General features: G+C 43.0%; 21 protein-coding genes and 1 other annotated feature. Of the genes, 3 read left to right on the top strand and 18 right to left on the bottom strand.

What is annotated here, in order from left to right; all coding sequences use genetic code 11:
* Window positions 1-321: 321 nt before the first annotated feature.
* Window positions 322-1,665, bottom strand: a complete 1,344-nt coding sequence (locus LOR49_RS03210; RefSeq protein WP_240374664.1) for a TrkH family potassium uptake protein — start codon at window positions 1,663-1,665, stop codon at window positions 322-324.
* A 112-nt stretch (window positions 1,666-1,777) separates the two neighbouring features.
* Here LOR49_RS03210 and LOR49_RS03205 point away from each other — a divergent pair, with 112 nt between their 5' ends.
* A complete protein-coding gene (locus LOR49_RS03205; protein ID WP_240374663.1) occupies window positions 1,778-2,173 on the top strand; it encodes a DUF2507 domain-containing protein in 396 nt (131 codons plus the stop codon).
* A gap of 50 nt (window positions 2,174-2,223) precedes the next feature.
* Here the strand turns inward: LOR49_RS03205 and uvrC are convergent, their stop codons facing one another.
* The 12 genes from uvrC to LOR49_RS03145 form a co-directional block, all read right to left on the bottom strand.
* Window positions 2,224-4,002 (bottom strand): excinuclease ABC subunit UvrC, encoded by a 1,779-nt coding sequence (gene uvrC / locus LOR49_RS03200; protein ID WP_240374662.1) that lies wholly within the window; start codon window positions 4,000-4,002, stop codon window positions 2,224-2,226.
* A 133-nt stretch (window positions 4,003-4,135) separates the two neighbouring features.
* On the bottom strand, window positions 4,136-4,450 hold the full coding sequence (trxA, locus tag LOR49_RS03195; protein ID WP_240374661.1) for a thioredoxin: 315 nt from the start codon (window positions 4,448-4,450) through the stop codon (window positions 4,136-4,138).
* Between the two features lie 129 nt (window positions 4,451-4,579).
* The gene (locus tag LOR49_RS03190; protein WP_240374660.1) at window positions 4,580-5,551 is read right to left on the bottom strand and encodes an electron transfer flavoprotein subunit alpha/FixB family protein; all 972 of its coding nucleotides are present in this window, start codon (window positions 5,549-5,551) and stop codon (window positions 4,580-4,582) included.
* 16 nt (window positions 5,552-5,567) lie between these two features.
* Window positions 5,568-6,338 (bottom strand): electron transfer flavoprotein subunit beta/FixA family protein, encoded by a 771-nt coding sequence (locus tag LOR49_RS03185; protein WP_240374659.1) that lies wholly within the window; start codon window positions 6,336-6,338, stop codon window positions 5,568-5,570.
* A gap of 113 nt (window positions 6,339-6,451) precedes the next feature.
* Window positions 6,452-8,143: a long-chain-fatty-acid--CoA ligase gene (locus LOR49_RS03180; protein WP_240374658.1), complete on the bottom strand. Its 1,692-nt coding sequence runs from the start codon at window positions 8,141-8,143 to the stop codon at window positions 6,452-6,454.
* A gap of 258 nt (window positions 8,144-8,401) precedes the next feature.
* Window positions 8,402-10,759: an endonuclease MutS2 gene (locus LOR49_RS03175; RefSeq protein WP_240374657.1), complete on the bottom strand. Its 2,358-nt coding sequence runs from the start codon at window positions 10,757-10,759 to the stop codon at window positions 8,402-8,404.
* Between the two features lie 22 nt (window positions 10,760-10,781).
* Complete coding sequence (gene polX / locus LOR49_RS03170) at window positions 10,782-12,503, bottom strand: DNA polymerase/3'-5' exonuclease PolX (RefSeq protein WP_275899460.1); 1,722 nt, start codon at window positions 12,501-12,503, stop codon at window positions 10,782-10,784.
* A gap of 41 nt (window positions 12,504-12,544) precedes the next feature.
* Complete coding sequence (locus tag LOR49_RS03165; protein WP_240374656.1) at window positions 12,545-13,087, bottom strand: CvpA family protein; 543 nt, start codon at window positions 13,085-13,087, stop codon at window positions 12,545-12,547.
* Between the two features lie 2 nt (window positions 13,088-13,089).
* On the bottom strand, window positions 13,090-13,353 hold the full coding sequence (zapA, locus tag LOR49_RS03160; RefSeq protein WP_240374655.1) for a cell division protein ZapA: 264 nt from the start codon (window positions 13,351-13,353) through the stop codon (window positions 13,090-13,092).
* 119 nt (window positions 13,354-13,472) lie between these two features.
* Entirely contained in the window at window positions 13,473-15,899 is a 2,427-nt protein-coding gene (gene pheT / locus LOR49_RS03155) for a phenylalanine--tRNA ligase subunit beta (RefSeq protein ID WP_240374654.1), read from the bottom strand.
* A 13-nt stretch (window positions 15,900-15,912) separates the two neighbouring features.
* Window positions 15,913-16,947, bottom strand: coding sequence for a phenylalanine--tRNA ligase subunit alpha (pheS, locus tag LOR49_RS03150; RefSeq protein WP_240374653.1), 1,035 nt, complete (start codon window positions 16,945-16,947; stop codon window positions 15,913-15,915).
* 77 nt (window positions 16,948-17,024) lie between these two features.
* Window positions 17,025-17,266: a binding site (T-box leader), on the bottom strand.
* Between the two features lie 55 nt (window positions 17,267-17,321).
* The gene (locus tag LOR49_RS03145) at window positions 17,322-18,089 is read right to left on the bottom strand and encodes a TrmH family RNA methyltransferase (RefSeq protein WP_240374652.1); all 768 of its coding nucleotides are present in this window, start codon (window positions 18,087-18,089) and stop codon (window positions 17,322-17,324) included.
* An 89-nt stretch (window positions 18,090-18,178) separates the two neighbouring features.
* Here LOR49_RS03145 and sspI point away from each other — a divergent pair, with 89 nt between their 5' ends.
* The gene (gene sspI, locus LOR49_RS03140) at window positions 18,179-18,385 is read left to right on the top strand and encodes a small acid-soluble spore protein SspI (protein WP_240374651.1); all 207 of its coding nucleotides are present in this window, start codon (window positions 18,179-18,181) and stop codon (window positions 18,383-18,385) included.
* Between the two features lie 117 nt (window positions 18,386-18,502).
* Here the strand turns inward: sspI and LOR49_RS03135 are convergent, their stop codons facing one another.
* Entirely contained in the window at window positions 18,503-19,588 is a 1,086-nt protein-coding gene (locus LOR49_RS03135; protein ID WP_240374650.1) for a M42 family metallopeptidase, read from the bottom strand.
* Between the two features lie 73 nt (window positions 19,589-19,661).
* A complete protein-coding gene (locus LOR49_RS03130) occupies window positions 19,662-20,141 on the bottom strand; it encodes a dUTP diphosphatase (protein ID WP_240374649.1) in 480 nt (159 codons plus the stop codon).
* A gap of 87 nt (window positions 20,142-20,228) precedes the next feature.
* On the opposite strand from LOR49_RS03130, the gene LOR49_RS03125 reads away from it, so the two are divergent.
* Window positions 20,229-20,624 carry a sigma-w pathway protein ysdB gene (locus LOR49_RS03125; RefSeq protein ID WP_240374648.1) on the top strand — a complete coding sequence of 132 codons (396 nt, stop codon included), beginning with the start codon at window positions 20,229-20,231 and terminating at the stop codon, window positions 20,622-20,624.
* Window positions 20,625-20,684: 60 nt separating this feature from the next.
* Here LOR49_RS03125 and rplT read toward each other — a convergent pair whose 3' ends face one another.
* Genes rplT through infC form a run of 3 tightly spaced genes read right to left on the bottom strand, consistent with a single transcriptional unit; the run spans window position 20,685 to window position 21,840 of the window.
* A complete protein-coding gene (rplT, locus tag LOR49_RS03120) occupies window positions 20,685-21,041 on the bottom strand; it encodes a 50S ribosomal protein L20 (protein WP_240374647.1) in 357 nt (118 codons plus the stop codon).
* 47 nt (window positions 21,042-21,088) lie between these two features.
* The gene (gene rpmI / locus LOR49_RS03115; protein ID WP_240374646.1) at window positions 21,089-21,280 is read right to left on the bottom strand and encodes a 50S ribosomal protein L35; all 192 of its coding nucleotides are present in this window, start codon (window positions 21,278-21,280) and stop codon (window positions 21,089-21,091) included.
* A 35-nt stretch (window positions 21,281-21,315) separates the two neighbouring features.
* Entirely contained in the window at window positions 21,316-21,840 is a 525-nt protein-coding gene (gene infC / locus LOR49_RS03110) for a translation initiation factor IF-3 (RefSeq protein WP_240374983.1), read from the bottom strand.
* Between the last annotated feature and the right edge of the window lie 85 nt (window positions 21,841-21,925).

Raw genomic sequence — 21,925 nt, 5'->3', positions numbered from 1 at the left:
TCCAGAGGATCGACTTTTCCGTTCCGTTTATAGTACTCTTCCCAAAATAAAAACAGTCTATGATCCTCTCTGCTATGAGACTGTTTCTTTATACTGCCAGCTTTATGTATCGGGAACGTCCCTCTGGAGCACTGATTATTTAATTCTTTTCGTCAACAGCGAAAAGGTCGAGACTAGTTGGTCTGCCGACAAAACAGGTTTCTACAGACCTTTCATAATTCCGACAAATTTATTGTACTCCCTGTTTAAAAGGGAGTCAAGAAGTCGTATCTCTCGATCACACTTGTTTGCAAAGAGCTTTTAACAATGAAAGAATCGCTGTTAGCCAATGATCATACGCTCTGTTGGATATTTAAAATACGATTCTGTGTCTTTTCGTTTAACCGAAAATAAGAAAGCAAGTATGCCAACCCGTCCAATAAACATCATGGTCATTAACACAAGATGACTTCCATTAGACAAAGTGGGTGTAATACCAGTTGACAAGCCGCATGTACCAAAAGCTGAGCTCGCTTCAAAAATAATATCGATCAATTCTACTGACGAATTTTCAAGCTCCAACGCACTGATTAGCGTGACCGCGGTAAATAAACCAAAAACAAAAAACGAAATGACCATAAATGCTTTTTGCTTATCCTCTGGATGAATCTCCCTTCCAAAAGCCTTCACGTCACTTTTACCGAGAGCAAAGCTTCTTATCGACAAAAACATAACTGCTAGGGTTGTGGTACGGATGCCGCCGCCGACACTTGAAGGACTTGCCCCGATGACCATGAGGGCCGACATAAACAGCAAAGTAGGAAGGGTAAGAGACGAAACATCCATGGTAGCAAGCCCTGCGCTCCGCGTCGTTGCTGAATTAAAGAGTGAATAGAACAACTGCTGATGCCACGCCATTCCTTCATAAAACATATTTTTCTCTAGAAACCAGATCCCAATGACACCTAATACAAAAATGAAAAAATAGGTAGTCACGGTTATTTTCGTAAACAAACTAAATTTAAAAAAGCTGTCTTTCGTTATAAAGTATTCCTTTACTTCCATCAATACTGGAAAACCGATGGCTCCAGAGAAAATGAGCAAGATGACAATAAACTGAACATAATAATCGCTTGCAAACGGGATTAATGACTGCCCGGTGACATCGAAGCCAGCGTTGGTAAAGGCACTGAGAGCACCAAATGCCCCTTGGTAATAAGCTTCTGCAGCCGTGTCAAAATATTGAAGATAGTAGGTTCCGAGCACAAGTGCTCCCACTGTTTCAATCGCAAGAGCTAATAACAAGATCCCTCTCATTAACTTTACCATCCCAGAAAACTGGTATTGATTCTGATCTACCATAATCAATAGACGCTGGGATAAGTTAATCTTTCGTCCGAACAACAGCCATACAAGCGTACCCATGGACATAATGCCAATACCACCTACTTGCATCGCCAGTGCCAAAACCACGACCCCCGCAAAACTCAATGTTTCCGAAACGTTAATGACGGTTAAGCCCGTAACGCTCACTGCCGAGACGGAGGTGAAAAGTGCATCCATATAACTCAAGTCTACTCCTGGCTTTTGTGAGAACGGCAGCCAAATTAAAAAGCTGAACAATAACATGGAAAGAATATATGCAATTATGATCATTCGAAAAGGAGTCATGAAATGCTTCTTCATCGCGTTACCTCCGAGAGAATTCGGGCTTAAGTATATCATTTCTTTTTATTAGTGACCATAGAGATCTCGTGGATTTGCAGGTATAATATTTGGCAGGGAAAGGATGGTAACCATGAAATACCCAGAATTAAGCGATACTGATTTCAGCTATGCCTTGCTGCGACATTTCTTGCTTCCCGAACTGCTCGGAAGTGAAAAAAGCGAAATTTTATATTGGGCAGGGAAGGCTATTGCTCGTCAGTACCCCGCCAACAGTATAGATGCGATGGTTGATTTCTTTCAGAAAGCCCGCTGGGGAGATCTTCGCATAGCCAAAGAAAAAAGCCGGTCGCTTTTCTTGGAATTAAGACTTTCACAAACTGTTAAACATATAGATGACACGTCCTGTTTTCATCTAGAAGCAGGTTATCTTGCCGAACAAATAGAGACTCTAAAAGGAAAAGCCGCAGAAACCTGCATATTCCAAAACAAAAATATCATTTCCTTCCAAGTCCAATGGGACAGATAGTATCACTTCCACATAGAAAGAAGCCTCATTGCTTATCCTGAGAGGCTTCTTTACTTCGTTTGATGAAGTCGTTTTAACAGTTCTTCTGCTACTGATTCAGGTATCGAGATTTTCCGGAAATCTTCTAAAGTAGCCTCCTTCATCTTGCTCATTGAACCGAAATGGCGAAGCAACAGTCTTTTACGTTTTTCCCCAATACCCGGAACCTCGTCCAGAATAGAAGTGAACATATTCTTCTTCCGTGTCTGACGATGGAAACTGATTGCAAAACGATGTACCTCGTCTTGAATACGTTGAAGCAGATAAAAAGCTTGACTATTACGCTCTAACTGCACTGCTTTTGCAGGCTCACCCATAATCAGGTTAGACGTTTTATGCTTTTCGTCTTTTGCCATCCCGGCAACAGGAATTAAAAGACCAAGCTCATCTTCAAGGACGCTTTTCGCAGCACTTAGCTGCCCTTTCCCACCATCAATTAATATCAGATCAGGAAGCGGTGCCTCTTCTTTCAACAGCCGTACGTAGCGCCGACGCACTACTTCCTTCATCGACCCATAATCATCGGGACCGGTCACCGTATTTATTTTATATTTACGATAATCCTTTTTAGCAGGTTTCCCATCAATAAAGGTGACCATCGCTGATACAGGATTTGTCCCTTGAATATTAGAATTATCAAAAGCTTCTATTCGATAAGGGCAATCAATGCGAAGTGTTTCTCCTAATTCCTCAATTGCTTTAATTGTTCGTTCCTCATCACGTTCAATAAGCGCAAAGCGTTCGCGCAGAGCTTGGACTGCATTTTTTTCAGCAAGTTGAAGAAGCTGATGTTTCTTTCCCCGCTTTGGTTGCATTACTTTAACACCTAGCAACTGCTGCAGCATTTCTTGGTCGGCATCAGCGGGAACGAGCACTTCTTTAGGCTTCAAATGTTCCTCACTTGAATAAAACTGACCGACAAACGTTAAAAAGTCCTCTTCCGGTTCTTGATAAAAAGGGAAAATGGATACATCACGTTCAATCAGCTTGCCTTGCCGAACGAAAAAAACCTGAACACACATCCAACCTTTATCATAGGTATACGCAAAAATATCACGACTGACCTGGTCGTTCATTGTCATCTTTTGTTTTTCCATCACTGCATCAATATGCTGTATTTGATCTCGCAATTCTTTAGCCCGTTCAAAATTCAACGATTCTGAAGCTTCTTCCATTTTATATTTTAAATCCCTTTTAACTTCCTGATGGCCATTATTTAAAAAACTGACTATTTCCTGAACAAGCCGTTGATTTACTTCGTCCGAAACCGGGAATTCACACGGCGCCAAACATTGGCCAATGTGATAGTACAGACAGACCCTATCCGGAAGCGTTCGGCATTTTCTCAACGGATAGAGACGGTCTAGTAACTTTTTGGTTTCATTTGCTGCTCCGGCATTTGGGTAAGGGCCGAAATACTTGCCCCCGTCTTTCTTGACCTTTCTCGTTATAATAAGGCGCGGATAACTTTCATTTGTGATTTTTATATACGGGTAGGATTTATCATCCTTTAAAAGAACGTTATACTTCGGCTCGTACTTTTTAATTAAGTTCATTTCCAGAATAAGTGCTTCTAAATTAGACGAGGTGATAATGTAGTCAAAGTCCGTTATTTCACTAACAAGACGCTGAGTCTTCCCATCATGCGTTCCTGTGAAATAGGAGCGGACCCTATTTTTTAACAACTTCGCTTTTCCTACATAAATAATGGTGCCGTGCTTGTCTTTCATTAAATAACAACCTGGCTGTGCAGGCAACACAGAAATTTTTTCCTTTAAAATCTTATTCACCCCTTTTTTAGATATTAGAAAAACTGCTGACCATTATATCAGCAGTTTTTCAACAGGGGAACTTCTCTGTGCAAAAAATCCACGTATGCATTCAAGGTATAGATGCCCCAACGCTTGTGTTAACTTTTGTTTACTACATATGCTTATTAAGGAGTTCAACTAGTTGCTCTTTCGGCTGAAACCCGACAACTTGATCTACCACTTCTCCGTCTTTAAAAACGAGAAGAGTCGGAATGCTCATTACCCCATATTTACCGGCTGTTTCTTGGTTTTCATCTACATCCAACTTTGCTATCTTCACTTTTTCTCCCATTTCAGAGTCGATTTCTTCTAATACTGGTGCAATCATTTTACATGGTCCGCACCATGGTGCCCAAAAATCAGCAAGTACCACTCCCTGGGACGTTTCATCTACAAAATTCTGATCCGTTACATTCACTATTGCCATTCTCAAAAAGCCTCCTTTTAGCTACTATCCAAATCTCAATGTCATTATAGCATCGCGATTGTTGCACTGCGAATAACTTGCTCAGTGTATTTTTCCCGCCTGCTCTTAAAATAAACCTTCCCAGTTTTGTTAAACAAGGATCTTCTTAAGTTCTGCTGTCAGCTTTGGAACAATGTCAAAGAGGTCCCCGACAATACCATAATCAGCGACATCAAATATAGGAGCTTCAGGATCTTTATTAATGGCTACAACGATTTTAGACTGAGACATACCGGCCAAATGCTGGATCGCTCCTGAGATACCTGCCGCGATGTAAAGATCAGGTGTCACAACTTTTCCCGTTTGTCCGATCTGCATGGAGTAGTCGCAGTATTCTGCATCACAAGCACCACGTGATGCACCTACTGCGCCCCCGAGTACCTCAGCCAGTTCTTCAAGAGGCCTAAACCCTTCCTTGCTTTTAACCCCACGACCGCCGGCGACGATAATTTTTGCTTCCGACAAGTCACCTCCGCCCCGTGTTTTATTTACAATTTCCTTTACAATGGTACGTAGGTTCTTAATTTCGGGATCGAACGCAGTTACAGGACCATTTCTGGAAGTATCCTTCTTGAGCGCTTTCATGTTATTCGGCCGAACAGAAACAAGCTCTATCCCCTCCGTGACGGTTACTCTCTCAAACGCTTTTCCTGAATAAATAGCCCGTGTATATATAGCCCGCCCGTTGTTCATCTCTATTTCCACAGCATCAGAGACAAGACCGACTCCTAATTTTGCAGCTAAACGCGGTGCTAGATCTTTCCCTTTTGCCGTATGACCGAACACAACTGCATGGGGGCTTTCCTTATTTATTATCTGCATCAACGCTTGGGTATAGGCGTCTGTCGTATAATGTGAAAGCTCAGGGTTTTCAGCAATAAGGATTCGATCAGCCCCGTAATGAATCATTGTCTCGGCGCAGTCTTTCGCATGATTTCCGAACAAAACACCTGTTATTTCGCCGTCGTTTCTTATTTGTTTGGCGCAAGCAATCGCTTCTAGCGAGACGTTCCGTAAATTTCCATCTTTTATTTCCCCCAGCACTAACACTTTTTTTTCCATCCATGAGCCCCCCTTTTTAAATAACTTTTGCTTCGTTTTTTAACAAGTGAACGAGTTCATTAACTTGCTGATCGATATCTCCTTCGAGTATCTTTCCCTTCGCTTTGGGCGGAGGCAGAAAACGGTCAATTGTTTTCGTTTTAGCGGTGAGTTCTTTTTCATTCATCTCCAACTCATTTACACCTACGTTAGCGAGCGGCTTTTTTTTCGCTTTCATAATACCAGGGAGAGAAGGGTAACGAGGTTCATTTAAGCCTTGTTGGCACGTTACCAGAAGTGGGAGCGTTGTTTCGATTTTCTCGATATCCCCTTCTACGTCTCTTTCTATTTTCACCGTTTCGTCTTCAATTGTCAGTTCCGTAATAGTAGTCACCTGATTAATTCCAAGTTTCTCTGCCACCCGGGAAGCAACTTGGCCTGCTCCGTCATCCACTGCAACGTTGCCTCCAAGAATGATATCAACGTCTTTATCAGCCAGCCAGGAACTAATGGCTTCACTTATCGTGAAATGATCAGGCCCTTCCAATTCTTCCAAATTAATTAGGACTGCTTTATCTGCTCCCATAGCAAGTGCCGTGCGCAGTTCTTTCTGAGCGTCCTCGTCACCTACCGTAATCACGGTCACTTCACCGCCATGTGCTTCTCTGAGTACAATTGCTTCTTCAATCGCATACTCGTCGTAGGGGTTAATAATGAACTCAGCGCCTTCCTTATCCACCTCGCCGTCACGTATAATGATTTTCTCTTCCGTATCAAACGTTCTTTTCATAAGCACATAGATATTCATTCCCTTTCCCTCCTTACTAAACTCTATGTCCTGTGTCATGCTTCTTTTCTAAACCCGTAATTTTTTTAGTGACAGTTTATTACCATTAGACTAAATAGTTTGTAATTTTACTTTTAACATCCGTTATTATTTTCATGTTTTTGTTTTTCTTCTTCGCTGAGAACTCGCCGTAATACTTTACCTATCGCTGTTTTTGGTAGTTCTTCCCTGTATTCATAGACCTGTGGTATTTTGTAGGAGGCGAGGAATTTACGGCAATACACGGATAAATCGTCTTCGGGAACTGTGTGCCCTTCTTTTAATACGATAAATGCTTTAACGGTTTCTCCTCGATATTTGTCGGGTATCCCGATAACCGCTGCTTCTTGAATGGCCGGATGCTCAAAAAGCACTTCTTCTATTTCACGTGGATAAATGTTAAAGCCACCTGCTACGATCATATCTTTTTTGCGGTCGACAACGTAAAAATATCCATCCTCATCCATGTGTCCCATATCACCTGTTAACAACCATCCGTCTTTAAAAGAGGCCTGCGTATCTTCCGGCCGGTTCCAGTATCCTTTCATTACTTGGGGACCTTTTACTATGATCTCTCCAATCTCTCCGTAAGACGCAAGTTCTCCAGACGAATGAAGAACTGCTACTTCTGTGTCTGGCCACGGAATCCCTATACTACCTGTTTTTCGTTTTCCCCAAATTGGGTTAGCTGTTACAACCGGAGAGGCTTCAGTTAATCCGTAACCTTCTACAAGACTTCCGCCGGTTAATTTTTCAAAAGATTGCTGCACATCAAGCGGCAGTGGAGCTGAACCGCTTATACATGCTTTTATGGAGGACAGGTCATGCTTTTCAATTTTTTCGTCGTGGGTTAAGCCAATGTACATCGTAGGAGCTCCAGGAAACAAAGTAACCTTGTGCTTCGAAACTGCTTTTAATACTGTTCTCGAATTAAATTTCGGAAATACTATCATTTTGGCAGCGTACATAATGGACAAATTCATCACGACCGTCATTCCGTACACGTGAAAAAACGGCAGTACCGCGAGTAAGCGTTCTTCTCCTTCCCTCATACGGTGTATCCACGTCCGGCATTGTAACGTGTTGGCTACTAAGTTGTAGTGCGTGAGCATAACGCCTTTTGCAGGCCCCGTCGTCCCTCCCGTATATTGCAAAAGTGCTAAATCTTTCTTCGGGTCAATGTCCAGCACTATTTCATTGTTATCTGCTGTCTTCGTCAATTCGGCAAAGGCAATGATCGGATTCTTGTCATTTCTGTTTGTTATTGTAGAAATATTTTTCTTTTGAGTAAGTGGGTACAAAAGACTTTTTGGAAAGGGAAGGTAATCTTTTAGGCTCGTTACGATCACATGGGTAAGCGGTGAGTTTTCGCGGACATTTTGAACACGTGGGTAAACGAGATCGAGACAGATGATTATCTTTGCCCCTGAATCATGAAGCTGATGAGACAATTCCCGCTCGACATAGAGAGGATTTGTTTGGACAACGATTGCGCCGGCTAGAAGAACACCGTAATAGCTGATAACTGCTTGTGGTGAATTAGGAAGCATGATCGAGACACGGTCACCTTTTCTGATCCCTATTTTTCGCAGCCCGTTTGCCAGTCGAAGAGCATCACGATAGATTTCATTATACGTCATTTCTTTTCCCATGAAATGAAGTGCTTCTTTATCTGGATAGCGCGCAGCTGCTTCTTTTAAATACGATTGTAAGGATCTTTCCTCGTAGTCAATGGAACTGGGAATTTCCTCTGGATAATGAGAAAGCCACCTTTTTTTCGCCGTCATTGTCATTTCCTCCTTTTAGAAAGCGAAATGCCTGACACCCTGCGATATATTTTGATACTCGTTTACAACTGTTTCTAAAAATTTCTCTTATTATTCTATTCCGAAAGAGGCTTTTTCTGAACAAAAAATGAAAAAGCGCAAGCCTTATCAGCTTACGCAAAAAATAATAAATAGACTGCTCCTGCCAACACAAATGCAATGCAGCACCATATTAGAATTTTAGACAGTCGTTCCAAGTTTCTACTCTCTCCTTTAGATTTATTGCAATCGTGCTACCGTATTTCCGAGACCACCTTCGTTCATCCCGCCATCTCGTGACTCTTTCACACTTGGATGCTTTTTAAGGAACTCCTTGACCCCTTTTCGAAGGGCGCCTGTCCCTTTTCCATGAATGATATGCACCTGGGGATAGCCGGCCAAAACAGCATCGTCTAAATACTTTTCAAGTTGTCGCATCGCTTCCTCGAAACGCACTCCTCTAAGGTCTAGCTCCGGCTTAACAGAAGGTTTTGCTGATACGGACGTAATTGGCCGGGTTGGCTGGGTGACCCGTTCTGCCTTAACCCTTTCCATATCATCTACTTTAACGTTCACCTTCATAATCCCTAACTGAACAAGGTATTCCTTTTCAGAGATTTTCTTCAAAACTTGTCCATTCTGGCCAAATTTGGTCACACGCACTTCGTCACCAGGCTTAAAAGATTGACGTTCCTTTGCCTGCTTTTTAATCTCCTTGTGCCGCTTGCTAAGATTGGGAGACGCGTCTTCCAACCGTTTTTTTGCATCAATGATATGATGCTCCTTCACACTCTGTCCTTGTTTTTGCAACTCCCTCAGCCCGCGAATAATTTCCTTCGCCTCGGCTTGAGCTTTTTCCAATTCAGCCGCTGCTTTTTTCTCAGCCTCTTGAAAAATGGTGTTTTTTTGGTTCTCCAACTCCTGTAATTTCTTTCGTAACTCTGCTTGAAGTGACTCAGCATCTTGTCTAATTTTCTTTGCGGATTCCTCTTCTGCTTCTGCTTCTCGGCGTTTCTCATCGAGGGAGGTGATCATTTGTTCCACTTGACGGCTCTCTGCATTTATCTCGGCTTCTGCCCGCTGGATAATGGATTCCTGCAGACCAAGCCGCCTGGAGATAGCAAACGCGTTACTCCTTCCCGGCACTCCGATTAACAGCCGGTAAGTTGGCCTGAGTGTATTCACATCAAATTCAACACTCGCATTCATAACACCTTCACGATTGTACGCATAGCCTTTTAGTTCACTATAATGTGTCGTCGCTACCAGTTTAGCTCCTTTTTCATAGACGTCATCCAAAATGGACACTGCAAGGGCAGCCCCCTCTGTTGGATCGGTCCCAGCCCCGATTTCATCAAATAAGACGAGGCTTTTATGATCTACTCCCTTTAAAATATCGACTATGTTTGTCATATGGGAAGAAAAGGTACTTAAGTTCTGTTCAATCGACTGTTCATCTCCAATATCCGCAAAAACATTTGCAAAAACGGTAGCCTCTGAATCTTCCTCCACCGGGATGAACAAGCCAGACTGAACCATTAGTGTCAATAGACCAACGGTTTTCAATGTTACTGTCTTTCCGCCTGTGTTCGGTCCCGTAATGACCAGAGAAGAGAACGTATCTCCAAGCTCGACATCAATCGGAACGACCACATCTTTTTCGATTAGAGGGTGGCGCGCCTTTTTAAAGGTAAATCGTCCACCGTCGTTTAACCGTGGAGGGACTGCTTCTAGTTCACGCGCGTAGTATGATTTTGCAAATAGAAAATCTAATTCTGCCAGGCATCCGCTATTTTCTAACAGCTCATCGACATGTTCACTGACCTGCCCGGAAAGCTCTCTTAAAATCCGTTCAATCTCCTGGTCTTCCTTCACTTTAGCTTCACGGAGACGGTTGTTAATGTTCACAACAGATTGAGGCTCGATAAAAAGCGTAGCACCTGATGCCGATTGATCGTGGACAATCCCTCCAAATGAGGCTCTGTATTCTTGTTTAACCGGTACTACATAGCGGCCATTTCGAACGGTCACAATCGCATCTGATAATTTTTTTTGTTGATTGGAAGATCGAATCATCTGCTCCAATTTTGATCGGACATCCGCTTCATTTGCACGAATTTGTTGGCGAATGCTTCTTAATGATGGGCTGGCGGCATCCACTACTTCTCCGTGGTCATCAATACAGCGCTTGATCGCCTGTTCAAGGCCTGTCAACGGAACGATCCGGTCTACTATTCCTTTCAGCAGCGGCAGATCGATGTCATCTTCTGTCATCGCTCCGATGAAAGCTTTTATTCGGCGACCGGCATATATCGTATCTGCCGTCTCCAATAATTCAGAAGCATTTAAGAGCCCGCCGATTTGAGCACGTTTTATATGAGATGAAATATTTCGGATTCCGCCGAGTGGAGCCTGTCCTTTTAATCGCAGAACCTTAACTCCTTCCTGCGTTCGATCCAGTTCTTCTTTGGTTTTATGGAAATCCGTATGTGGTGTTAATTCCTCAATCTTTTTTAACCCTAGCGAAGAGGCCGCATGCATCTTCAATTGTGCTTTCATCTTGTCGTATTCCAATACACGTAGTACTCGTGCATTCATATATTTCATCCTTCCGCTTGACCTAAGAATTTCTTCGTTTTTTATTAATAAACGCTGTCAGCTCTGGATAGGTCCATGTGTTAATCACTTGCTGTTTTTGTAAAAGTGCCTTTCTTGCTATCCCTGTGCCAATTTCCATCATATCAAGGTTGCCCGTTTGATGAGCATCCGTATTAATAGCGATCTTCGTATCATAGTCCTCCGCTTTTCGCAGCCAATCCGCAGCAAGATCGAGCCGGTTTGGATTCGCATTTAGCTCTAATGCAGTTCCTGTTTGTCCCGCTCTTTCCAGCAGCTTTTCTACATCAATCTGATAGCCGCGGCGCCGGCCAATTAACCGACCGGTTGGATGAGCAATAATATTTACATACGTACTTTCTAAGGCCGTTTCCATCCTTTTCATCAATTCCGTTTCTGATTGCGAAAAAGCAGAATGAATCGAGGCAATGACAAGATCAAGTTCCTTTAGAACATGGTCCTCTAAATCAAGGGTGCCATCTGGACGTATATCCATTTCAATGCCTGCCAAGACATGGATATCAGCATATTTATCATTCACACGCCTTATCTCTTCTATTTGTCGCATGACCCGTTCTTCATTTAAACCGTGAGCCACTTGCAAAAATTGTGAATGATCCGTGATTGCCATCCACTCATACCCTCGTTTACGGGCTGCATTCACCATGCCTTCAACCGATTCAGCCCCGTCGCTCCAAGTCGTATGCATATGAAGATCCCCACGGATATCCTGCAGAGTGATCGTATCATAAGGTTCTTTATAGCACTCTATTTCATCTTTACCGAGCCTTGCTTCTGGAGGGATATAATGAAGTCCAAAATGAGCAAAGAAAGCGGCTTCTGAACGAAATGTTTTCATTTCTCCCGTTTCTGCATGTTCGATCCCGTATTCACTGACCTTTTCCCCTTGCTGTTTAGCCAGTTGGCGAATTTGCACGTTATGTTCCTTTGAACCGGTGAAATGGTGGAGGGTTGTCGCAAATGCCTCCTCACTTACAAAGCGAAAGTCAACCTGAATAGCGTAACCAGCATCCATTTCCAGTGACATTTTCGCCGCGCCGTCCGCAATAATATCGCTAACGAGTTCGATTTCTTTTAAACGCTCCCGGACGACATCAATGCGGGAAGTTTCAATAATGTAGTCTAAATCCTTGATTGTCTCTTCCAGACGCCGCAAACTCCCTGCGCGTGCATATCGGCGAATGTCTGTTATCTTATCCAGTTCAAGCTCTAATATTTGCGCAGTCTCCAACATAAAGGTGATTGGCAGACGTTCCGGCCGAGTGCCGGCTTCATCCAAAGCAGCCGCTATGTTTTCTTCTGTTTTGGCTCCAAAACCCGCAAGCTGGCGAACCTTTTTTTCCTTGCATGCTTTTCTCAAGGATTCTGTATCTGAAATCGCTAATTCCTGATACAATTTAGCGATCTTTTTACCACCTAAACCAGGAAGTTTGATTAAAGGTACCAGTCCAGGTGGCACCTCCTCCTTCAACTTCTCTAACTGTGCAGATTTACCCGTTTCTCTTAACTCTTCAATTACTGCTGCGGTCCCTTTACCAATCCCCGCAAGTTCTTCAGGATTAGAGATTTCAGAGAGAGGACGTTCGTCTTTCTCCAAGGCTTGTGCTGCTTTACGGTATGCCGATATTTTAAAAGGATTACTTCCTTGAATTTCCATATAAAGAGCAATCGTTTCTAATTCTTTTACCAGTTCCTTTTTATTCAAGCCATTCCCTCATTTCACCGTTATTGGCTGTTTCTCTTTCCTTATAGTCCTCCCGACCATAAGTTCTTTAACCAGTCAGACAGAAAGGGTGTGTGTTTAATCATGACGTTCGCAAGCCAGGAATTGTCTATAGCCCGCTGAAGAAACTCAATAGGCAGCAAGGCAGCTGTAATTAATAATATAAATAATATTAAATAGACCTCAGCCAAACCAAGCAGCGCGCCAAGCCATCGGTTCACCGTTTTGAGTATGGGAATACGGGTAACAACATCAAGCATAGAACCAATAATTTGTAATAATATTTTCGAAACAAAAAATAACAGAAAAAAAGAGATCCCGGCATAATAAACACTTTCCATGTTAAACGAATCCATTACCATGGAAATAACACCGTCTTCGTTACTTGGAATTTTAGGGTAAGGAAGCCATAGTCTTAAATACTCGGCTAGATCACGGTAGAAAAAGAAAGCGATTAGTAGAGCGGCAAAAAAGCTGACAAAATGTATTAATTGTAAAATAAAGCCTCTTCGTAGTCCGACGAAGAAGCTAACACATAAAATCAGTAATATCAACAGACTAAGCATTGTCACCGTTCCTCATCTTTCTCTTGCTTATTTCGATCTTTTAATTCATCACTCAGCTTCATATATTCATCCACCGCATTCAAAGCTGTCAGTACAGCCAGCCTGGTTGTGTCCAAATACGGGTTACGACTTTTAAATTCTTTCATTTTTCGATCAAGATGATCGGCGACTTTCTTTACATGTTCCGGAGAAGCATCCCCTTTAATGGTATATTGTTGTCCATATATCGTAACGATTGTACGTTTCTTCTCTTTTTCTTCGTCCACCGGATGAGCCCCCCGTCATCTGCAAGATACCTACCCATAATCATAGCAGAATCATTTTATAATGGAAACTGAGAAAGCAATAAGCGTCCTTATTCAGGACGCTTTCACTATGTTACTATTTATTTCCTTAAAGCAGCTTGCAGTTTTTCTTCTAGTTCAGTAAGTACACGATCATGTACATTGGTTACTTCTTCATCCGTCAAGGTACGATTAGGATCAAGATAAACAATAGAAAACGCAAGTGATTTTTTCCCGGCTTCTACTGTATCTCCTTCATAAACGTCAAATAAAGTGACATGATTCAACAACTTTCCTCCCGCTTTTTCAATCACTTCTTGAACTTCAGCGGCGGATACCGTCTTATCTACCACCAATGCAATGTCTCTAGTGACCGATGGGTAACGTGGCAGCTGTTTGTATGAGACATCATCTACATCAAGCTGAAGCAGTTCATCCATATTAACCTGAAACACGTAAGTTTCTTTAATGTCCCACTCTTTCTCAATACGAGGGTGAACTTGTCCTGCAAATCCAACTTTTCTTCCATTTAAAAGAACATCTGCACTGCGACCTGGATGTAATTCCGGATGGTCGGAAACACGATAGTGAACATCGCTTGCTGGTATCTTTAACTCATTAAAAAGACCTTCCACGATCCCTTTTATTACATAGAAATCGACTCGTTTCTTTTCACCTTGCCAGAGATGTGTCTCCCAATTACCTGTTACAACAACAGAAAGCATCATTGTTTCACGTGGCTGCTTGTTAAGGCCGCCTTTCTCTCCAATAAAAACAGATCCTAATTCAAAAAGGGCTGCATCATTCAGTTGCCTATGCTGGTTGTACTGGATCACATCTAAAAGATGAGGAACAAGGCTTGTTCTCATGGTGCTTCTCTCTTCGCTCATTGGCATCGAGACGGCAACTGTTCCCGGCACATCATCAAGTAAAAAACGGCTTGCTTTCTCAGGGCTTGTTAATGAGTACGTAATAGCCTCATCTAAACCGCTGGCTTCAAGGTACCTGCGAATTTTTCTACGCCTCACCTGTGAGTACGAGAGGGAACCAGGGGTCGTGACTCCTTCCGGCAGTGTTGTCGGAATCCGATCATACCCATACAATCTTGCTACTTCCTCAGCTAAATCTTCCTCAATCATTAAATCAGGCCTTCTGGAAGGGATTGTAATGATAAACGAAGTTTCCTCTGTCTTTACTTCAAGGCCGAGCCTCTTAAAAATAGCAATCATCTCTTCTGCCGCCAATTCAGTGCCGAGAATTTCATTAAGGCGCTTTGGCGTTGTGATGATCGTTTTGCGCTCGTTTGAACGGTAATCTTGTTCTACTGCCCCTTTCAGCACCTTACCCCCAGCGTATTTTGCTAAGAGCGACACCGCGCGATCCGAGGCCTCTTCAACCCGTTCTGCATCAATTCCTTTCTCGTATCGGACACTCGCCTCACTGCGTAACCCTAACGCTCTCGAAGCTTTCCGAATTCGAACCGGGGAGAAGTAAGCGGCTTCCAAAAGGATCGATGTGGTATCATCTTGTACTTCTGAAAAAGCTCCCCCCATTACTCCTGCCAACGCGACCGGCTCTTTCCCATTCGTAATTACCATATACTCATCGGAAAGCGTTCTTTCTACGTTATCCAATGTCGTCATTTTTTCCCCATTTGCTGCACGTCTTACCACTATCTCTTTCGAACCGAGACGTTCTAGATCAAAAGCGTGGAGTGGCTGTCCATACTCAAGAAGGACATAGTTCGTAATGTCCACCACATTGTTAATTGGTCGTATTCCTGCTGCAGTAAGCCGGTTTTGCATCCACAGAGGAGAAGGTCCAATCGTAATATTTTTAATGATCCGGGCATTATAGTAAGGGTTGTCCTTCGGTACGTCAATCTGAACGGAAACACGATCAGACGCTTCCTCTTCTGCTTCCATAAAGGTATGACCCGGATGGTGAACCTCCTGATCCAAAAGAGCGGCCATTTCATAAGCAACACCAAGCATGCTTAAGCAATCGGCACGGTTAGGGGTAAGATCCAGCTCCAGTACGGTGTCATGCATCCCTAATTGCTCAATAGCGTCCTCACCGATTACTGCATCTTCTGGAAACACGTATATCCCCTCAATAAATTCTTTGGCAACTAACTTCTGTTCAATCCCAAGTTCTTGCAAGGAACAAATCATACCTTCAGAGTGTTCCCCGCGTAATTTTGTTTTCTTTATTTTCACACCTCCGGGGAGGACTGCTCCTGGCCGAGCAACAGCTACCCGCTGACCAGCTGCTACATTTGGAGCTCCGCAAATAATTTGGGATGTTTCTCCTTCGCCCGTATTCACCTGGCAGATGCGTAATTTATCTGCATCCGGATGCTGCACGCACTCTTCAATGTATCCAACTGTCACATTAGCAAGTCCTTGACTCCTCGGATGAATCACATCCACCTCTACCCCGCCGCGTGTTAACTTTTCTGCTACTTCTTCTGGAGTTAAATCCCCCATGTTCACGTAATCTTTTAACCATTGATAGGATACTAACATGGCGCCTGCCTCCTTACACCCATTTAAATTGATCTAAAAACCGAATATCATTCGTATAGAAATGACGTATGTCATCAATGCCGTATCTCAGCAGCGCAAAGCGCTCCACACCCATTCCAAACGCAAACCCGCTGTACACCTTCGGATCAAAACCGCTCATCTCAAGGACACGAGGGTGGACCATTCCCGATCCGAGAACTTCAATCCAGCCGGACTGCTTGCAAACCCGACAACCCTTCCCGCCGCATATGCCACAAGATACATCGACTTCTACAGATGGCTCTGTAAAAGGAAAGAAGCTCGGCCGCAGCCGGATCTCGCGTTCTGCTCCAAAGTATTTTTTCACGAACGCCTCAAGAACTCCTTTCAAATCACTCATGCGCACACCTTTATCTACAAACAACCCTTCAATTTGCATAAATTGGTGAGAGTGTGTAGCATCATCATCGTCACGCCGGTACACTTTTCCCGGACAAACAATTTTAACAGGGCCTTTCCCTTGATGCTTTTCCATCGTGCGAGCTTGCACAGGCGATGTCTGCGTCCGTAGAAGCATATCGTTTGTTATGTAAAACGAATCTTGCATATCACGCGCCGGGTGTTCTGGAGGAAGATTAAGCGCTTCAAAATTATAATAATCCGTCTCTACTTCCGGTCCTTCGGTCACTTGAAAACCGAGACCGATAAAGATATCTTCTATTTCTTCAACTACGGCAGTTAACGGATGGCGGGCTCCCTGTTTAATCTCACGGCCGGGGAGTGTAATATCCACACTTTCTTTTTCAAGTCTTTCTTCCAGTGCTTTTTCCTCGAGTTCAGTAGATTTTTTTTCTACGTTTGTTTGAATTTCTTCGCGAACTTCATTTGCCTTCTGACCAACCAGCGGCCGTTCTTCAGCCGATAACTTACCCATGCCGCGCAACACTTCTGTTATCGGTCCCTTTTTCCCTAGATATTTAACACGAACATGATCCAAATCTTTAACATTGCCGGATTCACTAATTTCCTGCAATGCCTCCTGCTTTAATTCCTGAAGACGTTCAATCATTACCCATCCTCCTCGTTTATCATACTGACGCTTCGTCTTTACAATCCACTTCTATACAAAAAACCTCCGTCCTTATAAAAAGGGACGAAGGTTCGCGGTACCACCCTTGTTAACCACAAAAAACACAAGATGTGTCTTCTGCAGTTCACTTCATTATCGATAACGGATTCAACCGGTGCACCTTAACAACAGTTCATTGTATTCCGATGCCAGCTCCAGAGCGAATTCAATCAGTTTTTCTATAGAACTGCTTCCAATCTTCGGCAATTCCTTCCTGGATAGATGTTACTGATTTACTACTCTCTTTCCCTGCTTTTCTCATATTCATATGACAAGAATAAGTATAAGAAACTTTACGTTAGTTTGCAAGCTTGCTACGGCTTTTTCAAGTGATAAAGTAACACGCCTGTCGCTACTGCGACGTTCAATGATTCAGCCTGGCCGTAAATAGGAACGTAAATCACCTGGTCAGACAACTCAAGCCAAGATGCCTGTACGCCCGCTCCCTCGTTACCGACAATTAATGCAAAACCATCTTGAACCTCAATGGCTGTATGCGTAGTACCTTTTTCTTGATCAAGAGCACTGCCAAGAACAGGCACCCCCTTCTGTTTGCACGCCTGTATCCAATCCTCTAAATTCCCTTTTATTACCGGGAGATGGAATTGGGACCCTTGAGCTGACCGCATTACTTTATCATTAAATGGATCCACCGTTCCATCTCCTAGAACGACAGCAGACACTCCCGCGGCGTCTGCGGTACGAATCATCGTACCAAGATTGCCGGGATCCTGAACGCCGTCGACAAATAAATAGCAGTCACTCTCTAAAATAGTAACGGGCTGTTCTTTCGGTAGTTTACAGACAGCCAAGACCCCTTGAGGTGTCTCTGTCATTGACATTTCTTTTAAAACTTGACTGGAAACGAGCGTAAGCGTAATGCCGGGTATGTGGATATCTTCAGGTATTTCTTTTTCTTCCTGTAAAAAAATTTCTTGAATCTCAACGTCATATTGTAGAGCCTCTGCAAGTAAATGAAACCCCTCTATAACAAATAAACCGTCCTTTTCACGCTGCTTCTTTTTATACAGCCGCTTCACTTTTTTAACAAGTGGATTTTTAACAGATTCTATTCTTTTCACTAGCTTTCCCTTCCCTGGTCATGTATATATTTGTCTCTTTTCACCATAATACAAACAAGAGTCTATTTTATCACATTAGGAGGATTCAAATGTCATTCAACTTACGTGCAGCAATATTACAGAATGTCTCAGGGAACAGCGAAGAACAAGTAGAAGCCACCATCCAGGATGCGATACAAAGCGGAGAAGAAAAAATGCTTCCCGGTCTTGGTGTGTTGTTTGAAGTGTTCTGGAAGCAAGCAGATCCCCAAGCAAAAGACCTTGTTATCAATGAAATTGCAGATGGACTGAAATAATTATCAGTGGCGAAAAAATGATACAAAAGAGGCTGTCTAATCAGAAGCACTGATCCCCCAACAACAGTAGAAGCTGTACGGAGGACTCAGTCTGCTAAAAAGACAGCCTCTTTTCTTTTAATCAAATGTGATCTTTTTTACCGTCTCTTCATTCAGTTCTTTCACTACTTCGACCATAAGCTTCACAGCATTCTCGAAATCATCACGGTGAAGGATGGCGGCATGGGTATGAATGTATCGGGTCGGGACTGTGACAGCTAACGTAGGTACACCATCGCCGGAAAGGTGAATAGAACCAGCGTCCGTGCCTCCGCCGCTCATCGATTCATATTGATACGGAATATTATGCTTGTCTGCGATGTCGGTGACAAACTCCCGCAACCCTTTATGGGAGACCATCGAACGATCATACACTACAATTTGCGGGCCTTTTCCAATCTCAGCGATAGCCTCGTTGTCAGAAACCCCCGGGGTGTCGCCGGCAATTCCTACATCAACTGCGAATCCAATGTCTGGTTGGATTTTGTGTGCTGCTGTTTGTGCTCCGCGGAGCCCCACTTCCTCCTGAACAGCACCAACCCCGTAAACTTCATTGGCGTGGTCAACGTTTTCAAGCTGTTTTAAGACTTCAATAGCAATGGCACAGCCGATTCGATTGTCCCACGCTTTGGCCATAAGAAGCTTTTCATTATTCATTACTGTAAAATCACAAATCGGTACAACCGAATCTCCAGGTCGAACTCCAAATGTTTCAGCCTCTTCCTTACTAGAAGCACCAATATCAATAAACATGTCTTTTATTTCTACAGGTTTTTTTCGTTGTTCAGCAGGCAAAATATGGGGGGGTTTAGATCCGATAATTCCAACGATGTTTCCTTTTTTCGTCATCACGTTGACACGCTGCGCGAGCATCACCTGGTTCCACCAGCCGCCAACTGTTTCGAACTTTAAGAAGCCCTTTTCATCAATCTGTGTGATCATGAAACCAATTTCATCTAAATGGCCGGTAATCATGACCTTTGGCCCGCCCGCTATACCGGTCTTTTTCGCGATAAGACTACCAAGATTGTCACTTGTCATTTCATCCGCATATGGGGTGATATGTTTGCTCATGACTTCCCGGGCCTCTCTTTCGTTTCCTGGAATGCCATTCGCATCTGTTAATTCCTTTAGCATCTGTAATGTTTGATCTTTTTCTGCCACTCTATTTCCTCCTTAGCATCTTAAAATTTCCTCATTTTATTCTACCCCTATTTATTACTTCTTTAACCTGTCATCAATATCCTTCCGTTTGTCTCTGATGATTCAATTCATTTTTTTCGTAATAAGCTCTCTTGATTTCATCTTTCGAGAACCCAAGCAGCTTCCCAAGCTTTAAATACTCTCCAAACATCGTATCATAATGTTTTGGGCTGGCTGTTTCTGAGAAGGAGATGACAGCTTTATATACTTTAAGAAATTGCTCACTCAATGATGGTGCCGGCGCTTCTTCGCAGGATGGCTCTTCTGTCCAGTCGTTGTCAACACCTATAGATAACAGAAAATGAATTCCATCCACATATTCTTCTAAGATCACCTTCCGTTCAGAGGCTGGTTTTTCACTCCAGTACTTAAAACAACGGGTTTCGTTTGTGAGTTCTCCTATCTCCGTTAACAAAGCGACTACTTTATCTACAAATAAGTTTTCTCTGTTTAGTTGATACTTTTCAAGAATACGATCATCTAATTTTTTTTGAATGGAAAACAACTGTTTCATGATATCTTTTCCCTTCTGAACAGTTTTCTATTACAATATAACTAAGTATCATTAGTTTTTTCAACCATGGTCAAGGAGGACTGACGAATGGCATTATTGTTGCGCGCTCTCATTTTTATTGCCTTGCTCATACTCATTTATGCTGTCATAAAATATATTTTAAACCCGAAACGAAAATTAGAACTTGCTCATGAAAAAAAGAACTTCTTTTTCATGGATGAGCCTAAAAATGTTCGAAAAAACCTATTAATTACGTACAAAGGTGTCATGTTTGAAGGCGAGAAATTTCTCGGTACTACCGAGCGGGCTTTTGATGTTGTCACTATTTCACTCTGGGTCAAAAACAAGGATAAGCTGCAGGGGCTGGAGCTAGCTGACTTTTCCTTCTTAGAACATGAAATCGAGCGTCATTACCCGCATGCGGACATTCAGTGGAAAAGCCCTATTAAAGAATTCATTTCGCGTGCAGGCAAATACGATTAAGCTGCGATAACTTGCAAAAGAGCCCGGGGACATCCCCGGGCTCTTTTGACATTCATTATACTATTTCAAATTAGCTTTTGCTTTTTCAGCTAGTTCGGAAAATCCTTTTTCGTCATTCACAGCTAGGTCTGCAAGCATTTTACGATTCATGTTAATGTCCGCCTGCTTTAAACCATGCATAAGACGACTGTAAGAAAGTCCATTCATACGAGCTGCTGCATTAATACGTGTGATCCACAATTTGCGAAAATCACGCTTACGCTGACGACGATCGCGGTAAGCATACTGGAGTGCTTTCATAACCTGCTGGTTTGCTGTTTTGAACAGGCTATGTTTAGAACCACGATACCCCTTCGCTAGTTTCAGTACTCTATTACGACGACGACGCGTTACATAACCGCCTTTTACTCTGGCCATCGCCTATCCCTCCTTCTATTCGTTCATTTAGTTTATTTATCCATTCATTAAGGCAACAAGTTTTTGATGCGTTTAAAGTCAGAGTTATCGACCATCCCTTGTTTACGAAGATGGCGCTTTTGTTTTTGAGATTTATTTGCGAACATGTGGCTTGTAAAGGCGTGCCCGCGCTTCAGCTTACCAGAAGCTGTCTTCTTGAAACGTTTTGCCGCACCGCGGTGAGTCTTCATTTTTGGCATGGGTGTTCCTCCTTATAAAAATAAATTTGCAGGGATTATTCCTTATCGCTTTTCGCTTCTTTTTCAGCTGTAGGCGCAAGCATTAAAAACATGCTGCGGCCTTCCATTTTCGGTCTGGTTTCTACCGTCGCAATATCAGCACATTCTTTTGCTAAACGCTCTAGAACCTCTCTACCAATTTCCGAGTGAGTAATCATCCGGCCGCGAAAGCGAATAGCTGCTTTTACTTTATCCCCTTTTGATAAGAACTTACGAGCGTTGCGAAGCTTTGTATTAAAGTCGTGCTCTTCGATGTTCGGGCTCAGGCGCACTTCTTTAACATTAATAACCTTTTGTTTCTTACGCGCTTCTCTATCTTTCTTTTGCTGTTCATACCGATATTTCCCGTAGTCCATAATGCGGCAGACAGGTGGCTTCGCGTTTGGAGCTACCAACACTAAATCAAGGTTAGCTTTTTGAGCCAAATCCAGCGCATCACTTTTAGATTTTACTCCCAGCTGGTCGCCATTTGCATCAATCAGACGAACCTCACGTGCGCGGATTCCATCGTTGACCTTCATGTCTTTACGAATAATGAGACACCTCCAAAATAATTTACGAACCCAAGCAGTCGAACGCACTGCGACCGCGTCAATAAGCGGAGCT

This window comes from Bacillus piscicola, from assembly GCF_022458745.1.
GTDB classification, from domain to species: Bacteria; Bacillota; Bacilli; order Bacillales; family Marinococcaceae; genus Alteribacillus_A; species Alteribacillus_A piscicola.
This window is presented reverse-complemented; position numbering and strand designations above follow the sequence as displayed.

What these genes read in the sequence shown, in the direction of transcription:
- LOR49_RS03210 (WP_240374664.1), bottom strand. Translation starts at nt 1,665, where the DNA reads ATGAAGAAGCATTTCATGACTCCTTTTCGAATGATCATAATTGCATAT.
- LOR49_RS03205 (WP_240374663.1), top strand. Translation starts at nt 1,778, where the DNA reads ATGAAATACCCAGAATTAAGCGATACTGATTTCAGCTATGCCTTGCTG.
- trxA (WP_240374661.1), bottom strand. Translation starts at nt 4,450, where the DNA reads ATGGCAATAGTGAATGTAACGGATCAGAATTTTGTAGATGAAACGTCC.
- LOR49_RS03190 (WP_240374660.1), bottom strand. Translation starts at nt 5,551, where the DNA reads ATGGAAAAAAAAGTGTTAGTGCTGGGGGAAATAAAAGATGGAAATTTA.
- LOR49_RS03185 (WP_240374659.1), bottom strand. Translation starts at nt 6,338, where the DNA reads ATGAATATCTATGTGCTTATGAAAAGAACGTTTGATACGGAAGAGAAA.
- LOR49_RS03180 (WP_240374658.1), bottom strand. Translation starts at nt 8,143, where the DNA reads ATGACGGCGAAAAAAAGGTGGCTTTCTCATTATCCAGAGGAAATTCCC.
- LOR49_RS03175 (WP_240374657.1), bottom strand. Translation starts at nt 10,759, where the DNA reads ATGAATGCACGAGTACTACGTGTATTGGAATACGACAAGATGAAAGCA.
- LOR49_RS03165 (WP_240374656.1), bottom strand. Translation starts at nt 13,087, where the DNA reads ATGCTTAGTCTGTTGATATTACTGATTTTATGTGTTAGCTTCTTCGTC.
- pheT (WP_240374654.1), bottom strand. Translation starts at nt 15,899, where the DNA reads ATGTTAGTATCCTATCAATGGTTAAAAGATTACGTGAACATGGGGGAT.
- pheS (WP_240374653.1), bottom strand. Translation starts at nt 16,947, where the DNA reads ATGATTGAACGTCTTCAGGAATTAAAGCAGGAGGCATTGCAGGAAATT.
- sspI (WP_240374651.1), top strand. Translation starts at nt 18,179, where the DNA reads ATGTCATTCAACTTACGTGCAGCAATATTACAGAATGTCTCAGGGAAC.
- LOR49_RS03130 (WP_240374649.1), bottom strand. Translation starts at nt 20,141, where the DNA reads ATGAAACAGTTGTTTTCCATTCAAAAAAAATTAGATGATCGTATTCTT.
- LOR49_RS03125 (WP_240374648.1), top strand. Translation starts at nt 20,229, where the DNA reads ATGGCATTATTGTTGCGCGCTCTCATTTTTATTGCCTTGCTCATACTC.
- rplT (WP_240374647.1), bottom strand. Translation starts at nt 21,041, where the DNA reads ATGGCCAGAGTAAAAGGCGGTTATGTAACGCGTCGTCGTCGTAATAGA.
- rpmI (WP_240374646.1), bottom strand. Translation starts at nt 21,280, where the DNA reads ATGCCAAAAATGAAGACTCACCGCGGTGCGGCAAAACGTTTCAAGAAG.
- infC (WP_240374983.1), bottom strand. Translation starts at nt 21,840, where the DNA reads ATGAAGGTCAACGATGGAATCCGCGCACGTGAGGTTCGTCTGATTGAT.